This is a genomic window from Anaeromassilibacillus sp. An200, assembly GCF_002160025.1.
Lineage (GTDB): Bacteria > Bacillota > Clostridia > Oscillospirales > Acutalibacteraceae > Caccousia > Caccousia stercoris.
This window is the reverse complement of sequence record NZ_NFJU01000009.1, coordinates 54532-67967: the sequence shown is the minus strand read 5'-3', so window position 1 is coordinate 67967 and position 13436 is coordinate 54532. Positions and strand designations below refer to the sequence as shown.

General features: G+C 57.6%; 15 protein-coding genes. 12 read left to right on the top strand and 3 right to left on the bottom strand.

Annotated elements, in window-relative coordinates; all coding sequences use genetic code 11:
• The first annotated feature begins 24 nt into the window (after positions 1 to 24).
• The 8 genes from B5F35_RS06465 (at position 25) to sdaAA (ending at position 7026) form a co-directional block, all read left to right on the top strand.
• Positions 25 to 642 carry a V-type ATP synthase subunit E gene (locus B5F35_RS06465; protein WP_087239200.1) on the top strand — a complete coding sequence of 206 codons (618 nt, stop codon included), beginning with the start codon at positions 25 to 27 and terminating at the stop codon, positions 640 to 642.
• Positions 643 to 733: 91 nt separating this feature from the next.
• Entirely contained in the window at positions 734 to 2494 is a 1761-nt protein-coding gene (locus tag B5F35_RS06460) for a V-type ATP synthase subunit A (RefSeq protein ID WP_087239198.1), read from the top strand.
• A gap of 22 nt (positions 2495 to 2516) precedes the next feature.
• Positions 2517 to 3905 carry a V-type ATP synthase subunit B gene (locus B5F35_RS06455; protein WP_087239196.1) on the top strand — a complete coding sequence of 463 codons (1389 nt, stop codon included), beginning with the start codon at positions 2517 to 2519 and terminating at the stop codon, positions 3903 to 3905.
• Positions 3906 to 3908: 3 nt separating this feature from the next.
• A complete protein-coding gene (locus tag B5F35_RS06450; protein ID WP_087239194.1) occupies positions 3909 to 4538 on the top strand; it encodes a V-type ATP synthase subunit D in 630 nt (209 codons plus the stop codon).
• Positions 4539 to 4699: 161 nt separating this feature from the next.
• Positions 4700 to 5179, top strand: coding sequence for an NADH-quinone oxidoreductase subunit NuoE family protein (locus B5F35_RS06445; RefSeq protein WP_162611353.1), 480 nt, complete (start codon positions 4700 to 4702; stop codon positions 5177 to 5179).
• 32 nt (positions 5180 to 5211) lie between these two features.
• Positions 5212 to 5481 carry a hypothetical protein gene (locus B5F35_RS06440; RefSeq protein WP_087239190.1) on the top strand — a complete coding sequence of 90 codons (270 nt, stop codon included), beginning with the start codon at positions 5212 to 5214 and terminating at the stop codon, positions 5479 to 5481.
• Positions 5478 to 6140, top strand: coding sequence for an L-serine ammonia-lyase, iron-sulfur-dependent subunit beta (gene sdaAB, locus B5F35_RS06435; RefSeq protein ID WP_087239186.1), 663 nt, complete (start codon positions 5478 to 5480; stop codon positions 6138 to 6140). Before B5F35_RS06440 ends, sdaAB begins: the two co-directional genes overlap by 4 nt.
• A 13-nt stretch (positions 6141 to 6153) precedes the next feature.
• On the top strand, positions 6154 to 7026 hold the full coding sequence (gene sdaAA, locus B5F35_RS06430; RefSeq protein WP_087239184.1) for an L-serine ammonia-lyase, iron-sulfur-dependent, subunit alpha: 873 nt from the start codon (positions 6154 to 6156) through the stop codon (positions 7024 to 7026).
• A gap of 14 nt (positions 7027 to 7040) precedes the next feature.
• Here sdaAA and B5F35_RS19585 read toward each other — a convergent pair whose 3' ends face one another.
• Complete coding sequence (locus B5F35_RS19585; RefSeq protein ID WP_162611352.1) at positions 7041 to 7241, bottom strand: helix-turn-helix transcriptional regulator; 201 nt, start codon at positions 7239 to 7241, stop codon at positions 7041 to 7043.
• On the opposite strand from B5F35_RS19585, the gene B5F35_RS18680 reads away from it, so the two are divergent.
• Positions 7164 to 7433, top strand: coding sequence for a uroporphyrinogen decarboxylase/cobalamine-independent methonine synthase family protein (locus B5F35_RS18680; RefSeq protein WP_162611345.1), 270 nt, complete (start codon positions 7164 to 7166; stop codon positions 7431 to 7433). The two genes, B5F35_RS19585 and B5F35_RS18680, sit on opposite strands and share 78 nt — an antisense overlap.
• Here B5F35_RS18680 and gluQRS read toward each other — a convergent pair.
• Complete coding sequence (gene gluQRS, locus B5F35_RS06420) at positions 7430 to 8386, bottom strand: tRNA glutamyl-Q(34) synthetase GluQRS (RefSeq protein ID WP_087239180.1); 957 nt, start codon at positions 8384 to 8386, stop codon at positions 7430 to 7432. The genes B5F35_RS18680 and gluQRS overlap by 4 nt on opposite strands.
• 302 nt (positions 8387 to 8688) lie before the next feature.
• Here gluQRS and pap point away from each other — a divergent pair, with 302 nt between their 5' ends.
• From pap to B5F35_RS06405, 3 genes are read left to right on the top strand one after another with little or no spacing between them, the layout of a single operon-like run.
• On the top strand, positions 8689 to 10176 hold the full coding sequence (gene pap / locus B5F35_RS06415; RefSeq protein WP_087239178.1) for a polyphosphate:AMP phosphotransferase: 1488 nt from the start codon (positions 8689 to 8691) through the stop codon (positions 10174 to 10176).
• A 31-nt stretch (positions 10177 to 10207) separates the two neighbouring features.
• Positions 10208 to 11425, top strand: coding sequence for a class I SAM-dependent rRNA methyltransferase (locus tag B5F35_RS06410; protein WP_087239176.1), 1218 nt, complete (start codon positions 10208 to 10210; stop codon positions 11423 to 11425).
• 12 nt (positions 11426 to 11437) lie between these two features.
• Complete coding sequence (locus B5F35_RS06405) at positions 11438 to 11863, top strand: GNAT family N-acetyltransferase (RefSeq protein ID WP_087239174.1); 426 nt, start codon at positions 11438 to 11440, stop codon at positions 11861 to 11863.
• Between the two features lie 96 nt (positions 11864 to 11959).
• Here the strand turns inward: B5F35_RS06405 and B5F35_RS06400 are convergent, their stop codons facing one another.
• Positions 11960 to 13279 carry an alpha-glucosidase/alpha-galactosidase gene (locus B5F35_RS06400; protein WP_087239172.1) on the bottom strand — a complete coding sequence of 440 codons (1320 nt, stop codon included), beginning with the start codon at positions 13277 to 13279 and terminating at the stop codon, positions 11960 to 11962.
• Positions 13280 to 13436: the final 157 nt, after the last annotated feature.

Below are 13436 nucleotides of genomic sequence, written 5' to 3'. Positions count from 1 at the left end.
GGCGGAGACGGGAGGGTTTCCCACATGGCCAATGAAGAAAAACTCGCCAAGTTCCATCAGGCGATCAATCATTACGCGCTCGAACAGCGCCAGAAGATCGAGGAGGAAGTGGCGGATTTCAAAAAGAAAGAACTGCAGGAGGCGGAGGACGAGGTTCTCGTCGAGTCCTACCACCTGATCCAAAAGGAAATGGCCGACATGCGCGGCCGGATTTCCAGGGAAATGGCTCAGAGGGAGATGGCCGGACGGCGCGCGCTCCTTGAAAAGCGCAACCGCATCACACAGGAGGTTTTCAACAAAGCCTCCGCCATTCTCAGAGAGGAAACAAAGAGCGAACATTATCCCAAGCTGTTGGAGCATTTCGCGGACGAGGCTCGCAAAGCGTTTGACAGCCGCGCAGCCGGAGCCAAGCTGCCGGAGGACATTGTGTTCTATCTGCGCGCCGCGGACAAAGCGTTCCAGCCGGCGATCCAGAAGGCATTCGGCGCACCGTGCAGCTTCACCGAGGACGATTCCATTACCCTCGGCGGACTGCGCGCAGAGAGTGCCGCGCTGCATCTGGAGCTTGACTCCACGCTTGACGCTCTGCTGGAAAACCAGCGGGAATGGTTTGAAGAGATCTCCCATCTCTCGGTGGGCTGAGCCCGCCGGCAAGTCCGGAGGGGATTGAGGCTTCCCCGCCGCGCCCGGGACGCTTCCCGGGAAGTCCTTTCAGGAAGGCGATGATATCCGAATGAACGATATGAACGTAATTTACGGGATTAACGGCCCTGTCGTTACCGTAAAGGAGTCCCACAGCTTTTCTATGATGGAAATGGTCTACGTGGGAAATGAGCGCCTGGTGGGCGAGGTCATCGGCATCACAAGCGAGCTGACCACCATCCAGGTGTATGAGGAAACGACGGGCCTGCGCCCCGGCGAGCCCGTGGTCGGAACCGGAAGCCCCATGAACGTCACGCTGGGCCCCGGCATCCTGGACAATATTTTTGACGGTATCGAGCGCCCGCTCAAGGCGATCGAGGAGCAAAGCGGCGCGTTTATCTCGCGCGGCAGCAGCGTCTCCGCTCTCAATGAAGAACGCGAATGGGACGTGACGCTTCGCATCAAAAAGGGCGACGAGGTCAAAGGCGGCGACATTTACGCCGTTTGCCCGGAGACTCCCATCATTGAGCACCGCTGCATGATTCCCCCGCTTCTGAGCGGTGTGATTGAATCCGTTCAGCCGAACGGCAAATACAAGGTCAACGACACGGTGGCGGTCCTGCGCGACAAAAAGGGCGCGCTCCATGAACTGACGCTGTGCCAGCACTGGCCGATCCGCACCCCCCGCCCGGTGGAACAGCGCTTGCAGACGACGCTGCCGCTCATCACCGGCCAGCGTGTTATCGACACCCTCTTCCCCATCGCCAAGGGCGGCACCGCCGCCATCCCCGGCGGTTTCGGAACGGGCAAAACCATGACCCAGCACCAGCTCGCCAAATGGTGCGACGCTGACATTATTATCTACGTCGGCTGCGGCGAACGCGGCAACGAGATGAGCCAGGTGCTCGACGAGTTTTCCGAACTGATCGACCCGAAGTCCGGCCGTCCGATGACGGACCGTACCGTTTTGATTGCCAACACAAGCAACATGCCTGTGGCCGCCCGTGAGGCGTCCATCTACACCGGCATTACACTGGCAGAATACTACCGCGATATGGGCTACCATGTTGCCATCATGGCGGACTCCACTTCCCGCTGGGCGGAAGCTCTGCGTGAGATCTCCGGCCGTCTGGAGGAGATGCCCGCCGAGGAAGGCTTCCCGGCCTACCTGCCGAGCCGCCTTTCCGAGTTCTACGAGCGCGCCGGCATGAGCGTCAACCTCAACGGCTCCGACGGCTCCGTTACCATCATCGGCGCCGTGTCCCCGCAGGGCTCCGACTTCTCCGAGCCTGTCACGCAGAACACCAAGCGCTTCACCCGCTGCTTCTGGGCGCTGGACAAGGCGCTGGCATACGCCCGCCATTATCCCGCCATCAACTGGACCCAGAGCTACAGCGAATATTTCCTTGACCTGGATCCGTGGTACACCGAGAACCTCGGAGAGGATTTCGTGAAGTACCGCCGCCGTATCAACCGTCTGCTTCAGGAAGAAAACCAGCTGATGGAGATTGTCAAGCTGATTGGCTCGGACGTCCTGCCGGACGATCAGAAGCTTGTCATCGAGACGGCCCGCGTCATCCGCGTCGGCTTCCTCCAGCAGAACGCTTTCCACAAGGACGATACCTTTGTGCCGATGGAAAAGCAGAAGCAGATGATGCGCGTCATCCTTCATCTGTACCGCAAGGCCCGGCAGCTTGTCTCTGCCAGCGTTCCGATCTCGAATATTCTTGAGACGGGTCTGTTTGACAAGCTGGTCAAGATGAAGTACGACATCCCCAACGACCGGCTGGATCTCTTCGACGAATATGTCGCCGAGATTGACAAGCTGCTGGCCGAACTGGTAACGTCGTAACGCGGCAAGGAGGCGATTAACAATGCTGATCGATTATTTGGGCGTGCGCGAAATCAACGGCTCGCTGATCGTTCTGGACGATGTGGAGGGCGCATCCTTTGAGGAGGTCGTGGACATCCGCCTGGAGGATGGCACGCTGCGCCAGGGCCGTGTGGTTCAGATGGAAGGCAGCCGTGTGGTCATCCAGGTGTTTGAGGGCACGCGCGGCATCTCCCTGGACAACACGCGCACCCGCCTGAAGGGCCACCCCATGGAGCTGGCCCTCTCCCCCGAGCTTCTCGGGCGTGTATTTGACGGCGCGGGACGGCCGATCGACGGTCTGGGCGACATTTACCCCGTGGCGCGCGCCAACATCAACGGGACCCCGATCAACCCGGTTTCCCGTGTCTATCCGAAAAACTATATCAATACCGGTATTTCGACCATCGACACGCTGATGACGCTGATTCGCGGCCAGAAGCTGCCCATCTTCTCCGGCTCCGGCATGAAGCACAATGAGCTGGCTGTGCAGATCGCGCGGCAGGCACGCATCAGCGACGAGGGTGAGGAAAAATTCTGCATCGTGTTCGCCGCCATGGGCGCGAAGAACGATGTGGCCGAATATTTCCGCCGTTCGTTTGACGAATCCGGCGTTCTGCAAAAGGTTGTCATGTTCCTCAACCTCTCGAACGACCCGATCATCGAGCGTATCCTGACGCCCCGCTGCGCGCTGACCGCCGCCGAGTACCTTGCCTTCGAGCAGGGCATGCATGTGCTCGTCATCATGACGGATATGACCTCCTACGCCGAGGCTCTGCGTGAGTTCAGCTCCAGTAAGGGCGAGATCCCCGGCAGAAAGGGGTTCCCGGGCTACCTGTATTCCGATCTGGCTTCCCTGTATGAGCGCGCCGGTATGGTGCGCGGCAAGAGCGGCTCTGTGACGCAGATCCCGATCCTGACGATGCCGAACGACGACGTAACGCACCCGGTACCCGATCTGACAGGCTACATCACCGAGGGACAGATCGTGCTCGACCGTACGCTGGATAATTCCGGTACCTATCCGCCCGTCTCGATCCTGCCGTCCCTGTCCCGTCTGATGAAGGACGGCATCGGCGAGGGTTATACCCGCGCCGACCACTCCGCCCTCTCCAACCAGCTCTTTGCTTCCTACGCGAAGGTGATGGACGCCCGTTCGCTGGCTTCCGTTATCGGCGAGGAGGAGCTTTCTCCCACGGATAAGAAATACATTGAGTTCGGCAAGCTCTTTGAGCAGCATTTTGTCAGCCAGGGAGCCAACGAAAACCGTTCCATCGGGGAAAGCCTGGATCTCGGCTGGCAGCTGCTCTCCACGCTGCCGCGCGAGGAGCTGGATCGTGTGGACGACAAACTGCTCGACCAGTATTACCATCCGGAACAGAAGGAGGCGTAAGCCATGGCGGTCCAGACGGTCCCCACAAAAGGCAACCTTCTGGCGACGAAGAAATCGCTTGAACTGTCGCGCACAGGCTTTGAGCTTCTGGATCGGAAGCGCAATATCCTGATCCGCGAGATGATGGCCCTGATCGACCGCGCCGCCAGTATACAGGATAAGATTGACACAACCTACGCGCAGGCTTACAAGGCTCTTCAGATGGCCAACATTGCCTCGGGCATCTGCTACGAAGTCTCGCGCACGGTACCGGTGGAAAATGGTCTGAACGTCGCCTTCCGCAGCGTCATGGGCGTGGAGATCCCCATGGTTTCCCTCACGGAACACAACGATCCCATCCCCTACGGCCTGTCCAGCACCAACTCGATGATGGACCGCGCCTACGAACGCTTCAACGAGGTCAAGCGGCTGACGGCTGAGCTGGCCGAGGTGGAAAACAGCGTGTACCGCCTGGCGGACGCGATCAAAAAGACGCAGAAGCGGGCAAATGCACTGAAAAACATTATGATCCCGCGCTTTGAGGAGACGGTGAAATTTATCACCGACGCTTTGGAGGAAAAGGATCGCGAGGAGTTCTCCCGCCTGAAGGTCATCAAAAGCCAGAAAACGGCCAAAAGCCAGAAGAACGCATAAAGCCGCGCCGATGCGGCACACAAAAAGCAGAGAAACGCCGCGGCGTTTCTCTGCTTTTTTCTCTGCTCTTCCGGAGATTTTCCTTGCCTTTTCCCCACGATCCCGGTATCATGAAAAGGAGATCCGGGAACACTTTTTCCATAAAGAAAGGGAGGGATAGCATGCAGGAATCCATTCAGGAAATTCTGGAATATTATGCCGGACGGCGCGATAAAACGGATCAGACCGTCCTTGTGGAACTTCTGCGTGAAATTCAGGAGGTCTGCGGCTGTGTTCCCCCTGACGTCCAGCACGAAGCCGCTGCCGCCTGCGGTGTGCCGCAAAGCCTGATCGCCGGGCTGGTCCGGCGCTATCCAAGCCTGCGGGAAGCCGCATACCGGCACGTTATCACAGCCTGCACCGGCCGCTGCTGTCTTGGCAAGCAGGGCGGAGCTGTGCTGGAAGCGCTGCGGCGCGAACTCGGAGTGGAAAATGAAGGCATTTCACAGGATGGAAGCATTCTGCTCAAGACGCAGATTTGTCTCAAAAGCTGCGGCACCGCACCGAACCTGCGGATCGATGGCACTCTCATCCCACACGTTTCCCCGGAACAAATCCCAGCGCTGCTGAAAGAGCTTCGCGGTACGGAGCAGCGCGCATAAAATCCAACGGAACGGCCAAAAGGAGAATCCTCATGGAAGAAAACCGCTTTGAAATCCCAAAGGCGGATTATTTCACCTTGAACTACAACATCTACTGCGGCAGCATGGACGGTTTCAATTACCGGTTAAATGCCAAAAACAAGGAGACGATTACCGTCTCCGTCTGGATGGGGCGTCTTTGCCTGGAAAAAAGCGAACTGGCCGCCGAGGAAAGCTTTCCGCTGGACGAAGAGGGCTACCAAAAAGCCCTTTCCTGGCTCGAAACACAATTTCAGGCATTGCACAAAGGAGGCACCGTATGAGACTGTTTGATGTGATTGGCCCCATCATGACAGGGCCTTCCAGCTCCCACACCGCAGGCGCGGTAAAAATCGGCCTGGTGACGCGCGCTATGCTGGGCGGAGAACCTGCCCGCGCGTCTATTCTGCTGCATGGCTCGTTCGCACAGACAGGGCGGGGCCATGGCACCGACCGTGCCATTGTGGCGGGGCTTTTGGGAATGCATCCGGACGATCCGCGGATCCCGGACAGCTTTACCCTCGCGGAGCAGGCAGGACTTTCCTTCTCCTTCACCACAGGAACGCTGAAAAATGTCCACCCCAACACAGCGGCCCTTTCCGTAGAAAACGCGAAGGGAGAACGATTGGATGTAGTCGCCTCTTCCCTGGGCGGCGGACGGATCCAGATCTGCCGCGTGGACGGAATCGAGACGGGCTTCTCCGGCGGCAGCAACACACTCATTGTCCACAACGAGGACAAGCCCGGCTGCGCCGCCGTTGTGACAGCCTTGCTGGCGCGCTTTGGGCTGAACATTGCCACCATGCAGCTCTGCCGCAATTTCCCCGGAGGCTACGCTGTGATGGTGATTGAGTGCGACCAATACATTCCGGAGGAGCTGGCACATGAGCTGGAACAGGCGGATGGTGTGGCCCGCGTAACCCGGCTGAATCTCGACGTATGAAAGGAGACGCATTATGGCGATCGATTCCATTGCCGCTCTGCTGAGCCAGACAGAGGAAAGCGGCCTTCCGCTCTGGGAGGTTATTTTGCAGGAGGATCTGGCAGAGGGCCAGTCCACACGGGAGGACTCCCTGAAACAAATGACGCGTCTGTGGGAAGCTATGAAGGAATCCGGCGATGCATACCGGCCGGAGGAACGCTCCCGCAGCGGCGTGTCCGGCGGAGACAGTGCCAAGGTGCAATCTGCCATGGAAAGCGGCAGGCTTTACGGCGGCCGCTTTTTCCAGGAGGTAATCGCACAGGCGCTGCGGATCAGCGAGTGCAACGCCTGCATGAAGCGTATTGTAGCAGCTCCGACCGCCGGTTCCTGCGGCGTCCTTCCCGCCGTCCTGCTTCCCTTGCTGCGGAGCGGGGAAAGCGAGGAGGAAATCCTGCACGCTCTCTATGTGGCGGCGGGGTTCGGGGAAGTCATTGCGACACGCGCCTCCATTTCCGGCGCGGAGGGAGGCTGTCAGGCGGAGATCGGCTCCGCTTCGGCTATGGCAGCCGCAGCGCTCGTACAGATCCGCGGCGGTACTCCCGCCATGTGCGCCCACGCCTGCGCCATGGCGCTGTCCAACCTGATGGGGCTGGTGTGCGATCCTGTGGCCGGGCTGGTGGAGGTCCCCTGTGTCCACCGGAACGTGGTGGGAGCTGTCAACGCGCTGAGCTGCGCGGATATGGCGCTTTCCGGTGTAGAGTGCCGCATCCCGGCGGATGAGGTGATTGACGCGATGGCCCGCGTCGGCACGGAAATGGACGATTCCCTGCGCGAGACGGGCGAAGGCGGTCTTGCCGGCACCCCTACCGGCAAAGCCATTGCGGAGCGTCTGGCGGCGGAGGGATAAACAGTTCCTTCTGTTCAGACAAAATGGGAAAAATTCTTCCGAAACTGAGAAGGAGACAGCCCATAATACCGCCGGAACGCCTTGGAAAAGGCAAACGCATCCGCAAACCGGCAGGCAGCCGCGATCTCCTGGATGCTTTGGCCGGAATCGAGAAGCAGCTGTTTGGAATAATTCAGCCGGTACTGCAGGAGTTTGGCGGCTCTGTCAGCTTCCATGGAACCATTGGCACACAGACCACCATGCCCTTCGGAACACCGGACGAGGTGCGGGCCAAGGTATTCGAGCATATGGAAATCGCCAAAACCTTCGGAGGGCTTCTGCCCGCCCCCACGCACCTGCTGGAACCCGAAGTACCATGGGAAAACATCCTCGCCTATGCAGAGGCCTGCCGGGATTACCGGCCTTAATCCCACAGCCAGGCCGGGAGACGGATATCCTCACGGGGCAGCTTATTCCATGCAAACAGCGGGATCAGCTCCCGGGCGGAAACCGGTTCCGCACGATCCGTGAGCCCCGCGATACAGGCAAGGAACCCAAGGATTTCCCCCGAGGAAAAACGCTTACGGAGAGCGCCGAGATCCAGGGCGCCGTCGCGCTTGGAAAGCCGCCTGCCATCCGGGGCCAGCAAAAGCGGGATATGCCCAAACTCCGGCGCGTGCAGCTGAAGCAGTCTGTACAGATAAAGCTGGCGCGGCGTGGAATCGAGCAGATCCCGTCCCCGCACCACCTGTGTGACGCCCATCTGAGCGTCGTCCACCACCACCGCAAGCTGGTAAGCGAACACGCCGTCGGAGCGGCGCACGAGGAAATCTCCGCACTCGCGGGCCAGATTTTCCCGGTAAACGCCGCAGCAGCGGTCACGAAAAGAAATGGTTTCCTCCGGAACCATCAGGCGGGCGGCAGGCCTGCGGCTCTTTGCAAGCGTCTGCCGTTCCTGCTCCGTCAAGGACCGGCAGCGGCCCGCATAGATCACACGTCCATCGGAAAGGTGCGGAGCTTCGGCAGCATGAAGCTCCGCACGGCTGCAAAAGCAGGGGTAAACCAACCTCTGCTTTTGCAGTTTTTGGAACGCCTTCTCATAAATCGCGGTACGCTCGCTTTGATAATAGGGGCCATGCGGCCCTCCCCGGCTGCCGCCTTCGTCCCAATCCAGACCGAGCCAGATGAGATCCTGCTCCAGCATATCCGCATTTTCGCGGAGACAGCGCTGCGGATCCAGATCCTCCTGCCGGAGAATCATACGCCCTCCTTCCGATCGAGCCGCCAGCCAGGCCATCAGCGCACAAAACACGTTGCCCAGATGCATCCTTCCGCTGGGGCTGGGGGCAAACCTCCCCACTGTCTGCTTTGTATCTTCCATTGCCTTTCCCCTCTCCCAATACGCCCCTGCTTCCTCCGGCCGCCGGGTTGCGTATGCGTCTGGACGTCAAGCGGCCACGCTGTGATTTTCTGTTTGATCATTATAGCATAACTTCCCTTTCTTTGAACAAAAAAGAAAGAGATTACGCCCAGGCTTATCGAAAAAGAATGGCGAAAACTTCACAGGATTGTAAAATTTTTCAAATTTGATAGATTCCTTTTTGAAAAATGATATAATATGATTGATATGCCTCATAAAATCCGACACGAAAACCAGTTGGACTGAAAGAAAGGTGTGATACCATGTTGAAGGAATTCCCGCTGGGCCGTGAAATTGAACGTCCCTCGGCAGAATCCGCCATCGAATCTTTTCGGGAAAAACTCTCCGCACAGCAGCTCCTGCTCAAGGAAAAAAAGCTTCCCGTTATTCTTTTGATTGAAGGATGGGGCGCTTCCGGAAAGGGAAGCCTGATTGGCCGGTTGATCCGCTATCTCGATCCCCGCTTTTACACCGTCTGCACCCGCAGCGTTCCATCCGATGAGGAGCTCCGCAAGCCCTTCCTCTGGCACTACTTTACCAAAATCCCACAGGCCGGAAAAATTGTCCTGTTTGATTCCGGATGGATGGAAGAAACCGTGCGGAGTGCAGAAAGCAAGGAACTGAAAAAGAAGGAGCTGGCGGAACGCCTGGATGGTATCCGTATTTTCGAGCGGCAGCTTGTGGAAAACGGCTATCTCGTGATTAAGCTGTTCCTGCACATTTCCAAAGAGGAACAGAAAAAGCGTCTGGAAGCGCTGGATGAGGACAAAAATACCGAGTGGCGCGTAACCAAGAACGATTGGCAGCAGAACAAGCACTACGAGAAGCATCTCAAGCGTTTTGACAAATATCTGGAGGCTACCTCTGCCCCCTGGGCCCCCTGGCATATTCTCGACGCTACCAACCGCAAGGAGGCGGAGCTTGCCGCATTCCGCATTGTGACGGAATCCATAGAGCATGCCCTGGAACGCCGTCCCGGCTCCTCCCCTCTGCCGAAAACAGAGCAGTTCCCGCTGGTGCAGATGCCCCTGCTGTCCAAAGTCAGCCTGGATAAAACGGTACGCTCAGACGAAGAATACCGCACACAGCTCAAATCCGCACAGAAACGATTGCGCGAGCTCCACAATGTGCTGTACCGCAAAAAAATTCCGCTTATTATCGTTTACGAGGGCTGGGACGCAGCCGGAAAGGGCGGCAACATCAAACGTCTGGCCTCCGCTCTCGACCCACGCGGCGCCGAGGTGCATCCTATCGCCGCGCCGGAATCGTTTGAGCTTTCCCGACACTATCTCTGGCGCTTTTGGACCCGCCTGCCCAAGACGGGTCATGTGGCCATTTTTGACCGCAGCTGGTATGGCCGTGTGATGGTGGAGCGTCTGGAGGGCCTTTGCTCCGAAGCGGACTGGAAGCGTGCTTACTACGAGATGAACGAGTTTGAACGGGAGCTGGTTCGCTGGGGCGCCATTGTGATCAAGTTCTGGATCCACATCGATCCGGACACTCAGCTCGAGCGCTTCCAGGAACGTCAAAACACCCCGGAAAAGCGCTGGAAAATCACGGACGAGGATTGGCGCAACCGTGAAAAATGGCCGCAGTATGAAAAAGCGGTCAACGAAATGCTGCGCAAAACCAGCACAGAGTTTGCCCCCTGGTATATTGTGGAGTCGAAGGACAAGCGCTACGCGCGCCTGAAAGCTCTGAACACGGTTATCCAGGCAATCGAAACCAGAATTCAGGAAGAAGAAAAATAAAAGGCAACTGACAGAAAGGATCGAATACAGAATGGATCAAGGTTTTCCCCGGTTTACCGTATCGGACAAGGCGGAACGGAGCGTCCGTCTCGGCCACCCCTGGGTGTATGATACGGAAATCCTCTCAGGTGAAGGAGAGGACGGCTGTTTGGCCACCGTCCTCAATCGGAAGGGCCGCTGGCTCGGCACCGCCCTGTTTAACAGCCGCTCAAAAATCCGCCTGCGCCTGATCTCCCGCAACACCAACGACGATTTCAGCGAATCATTTTTTGAGCGCCGTCTGCGCCACGCCGTCGACTACCGCCGCACCGTCATGGGGCCGGATTTTTCCTGCTGCCGTCTGATTTTCGGGGAAGCAGACTTCTTCCCCGGCCTGACCGTCGATCGCTTTGGCAGCATCCTCGTCGCACAAACTCTTTCGCTTGGCATGGAGCAGCGCAAGGAAATGATTTTCCGCCTGCTGATCAAAATTCTGCGCGAGGAGGGGGAAACCATTGACGCCCTTTATGAGCGCAACGATGTGCGCATCCGTGAACTGGAAGGCATGGAACAGGGCAAGGGCTTTTTTGAGATGGAAGGGCTTTCCAAGGATCTGTCCGGTGTGACCGAAATCTGTGAAAATGGGATCCGGTATGAGGTGGACTATGTAAACGGGCAGAAAACAGGATTTTTCCTGGATCAGAAGTACAACCGTCAGGCGGCGGCACGCCTCGCCCCCGGACGGCGGGTGCTTGACTGCTTCACCCACACCGGCGCCTTTGCCCTTAACGCGGCAAAGGCGGGGGCCGAACATGTCTGCGCCGTGGACGTTTCCGCCGACGCTCTTGCCATGGCAAGAAAAAACGCGGAACGCAACGATCTGACGGGAAACATGTCCTTTCGGGAAGCCAATGTGTTTGAGCTTCTGACCGCCATGGGGGACGCAAAAAACCGGGAGTACGATTACATCATTCTGGATCCGCCCGCTTTTACCAAGTCCCATGGGACCGTACACAGCGCGGAGTGCGGCTACCACGAAATCAACCGGCGTGCGATGCAGATTCTCCCGCGCGGCGGTTATCTGGCCACCTGCTCCTGCTCCCACTTCATGACGGAGGAGCTGTTCTGTAAAATGCTCCGGCATGCCGCGTCCGACGCGGGCCGTTCCCTTCGCCAGATAGAGGCACGGCAGCAATCGCCCGATCATCCCATTCTCTGGAATGTACCGGAGACCAATTATTTGAAATTCTATCTGTTCCAGGTGGTTTAAGGAGGGTTCCAAATGGAAATCACGCTGACACGGGGGCTTCCCAACGGTGGCAGACAGGTTCGTCTGGCTGTCTTTGTGCAGGAACAGGGGTTCGCGGAAGCTTTGGAGTTTGACGCGGTGGATCCTGCCGCCTGGCACGCTGTCCTCTGGGAGAACGGCCTTCCTCTTGCCACGGGACGGGTGTTCCCCGACGAGTCCCGGGAAAGCCGCTTCACAATCGGGCGTATCGCGGTACAGCGCGAATACCGCGGCTCACACCTTGGCGCGCAAATCATGGAAGCGCTCGAAGAAAAGGCCCGAACCCTTGGCGCACGGGAGGTAGGGCTGTGCGCGCAGGTCCGCGCACAGGGATTCTATGAATCTCTTGGCTATGCTGCCTATGGCGATATGGTGTATGAGGAATCGGTGCCGCATATCCATATGCTCAAAAAGCTGTAACCCCTCTACATACAAACAAAGCAGCAGGGCTGTCTGAAGAAAAATTCTTCAGACAGCCCTGTTTTCCGTTTTTTATTCGGCTCCTCTGCCCTGATCTCAGTGGTAGGCGGGCAGATAATCGCCATGAGCCTCAATCAGCTCATCGACCATCTTCACGATGTCGTCGATGGACAGCTCTGCGGCTGTATGCGGCTCAAGCATAGCAGCGTTGTAGATGAGGTCGCGCTTCTTTGTCACCGCCGCTTCAATGGTCAGAAGCTGCACATTGATGTTCGTCATATTCATGGCGGCCAACTGTACGGGCAGACGTCCCACATGGCACGGCGTCACACCGCTGCCGTCCACCAGGCAGGGAACCTCCACGCAGGCATCCGCGGGCAGGTTATCAATCAGGCCGGTGTTCAGGACGTTGCCGCCAATCTTATACGGCTTGTTCGTCACGATTGCCTCCATGATATAGGAAGCATACTCGCGGCTTCTCTCGTGCGTCAAAGCGGTATTGTGCACCAGCTCATCGCGGCGCTTGTTCCAATCGTCGATCTGCTTGACGCAGCGGCGCGGATACTCGTCCAGCGGGATCTGATAGCGATCAATCAGCTCCGGGTATTTGGCCTTGATGAAGAAGGGGTTATACTCCGCGTTGTGTTCGCTCGACTCGGTGCAGTAGTAGCCCAGGCGGCGGATGTATTCATAGCGCACCATGTCGTTATGTTTTTCCGTATCGTTTTTGTGCAGAGCACGGCGGCGGATCTCCGGATAAAGATCGTTGCCGTCCTTATCATAAATTTCCAGCAGCCAGGCCATATGGTTGATACCGGCAATCAGTTCGCGGCGGCCTTCCAGCTTATCCTTCATGTCCAATGCTTCCAGCAGGTTCTGCGAGCAGGTCTGCACGCTGTGGCACAAACCGACCGTCTTAATGCCGGTGTAGCGCTGCATGAAGCCGCTGAGCATTGCCATCGGGTTGGTGTAGTTGAGGAACCATGCGTCGGGGCAAACCTCCTCCATATCGCGGGCGAAGTCCTCCATCACCGGGATGGTGCGGAGAGCGCGCATGATGCCGCCGATGCCCAGGGTATCCGCGATGGTCTGACGCAGGCCATACTTTTTCGGAATCTCAAAATCAATCACGGTGCACGGCTCATAGCCGCCGACCTGAATGGCGTTGATCACGAAATCCGCGCCGCGCAGCGCCTCCTTGCGGTTCTCCACACCAAGGAAGGTCTTGATCGTGGCTTTGCCGCCATTGCTGTTGCGGTTGATATTGTCAAGCATCATGCAGGATTCTTTCAGACGCGCGCCGTCAATGTCATAAAGGCAGATCTCGCTCTCCGAGAGAACGTCGCAGAGCATGGAATCTCCCAGCACATTCTTGGCAAAAACCGTGCTGCCTGCTCCCATAAACGTAATTTTCATCTCACAAATCCTCCTAATTTTTTTCGGGAATTCCTCCCTTTCTATAGGCAATCATACCATGGAAGTTTGAAAAAAAGAATTGCATAAAGGAATCCTTTCATGGTATTATGTAACTAAAGCGTCCCTGAAAGGATCGATTTTCCGGTCCGGTACGCTT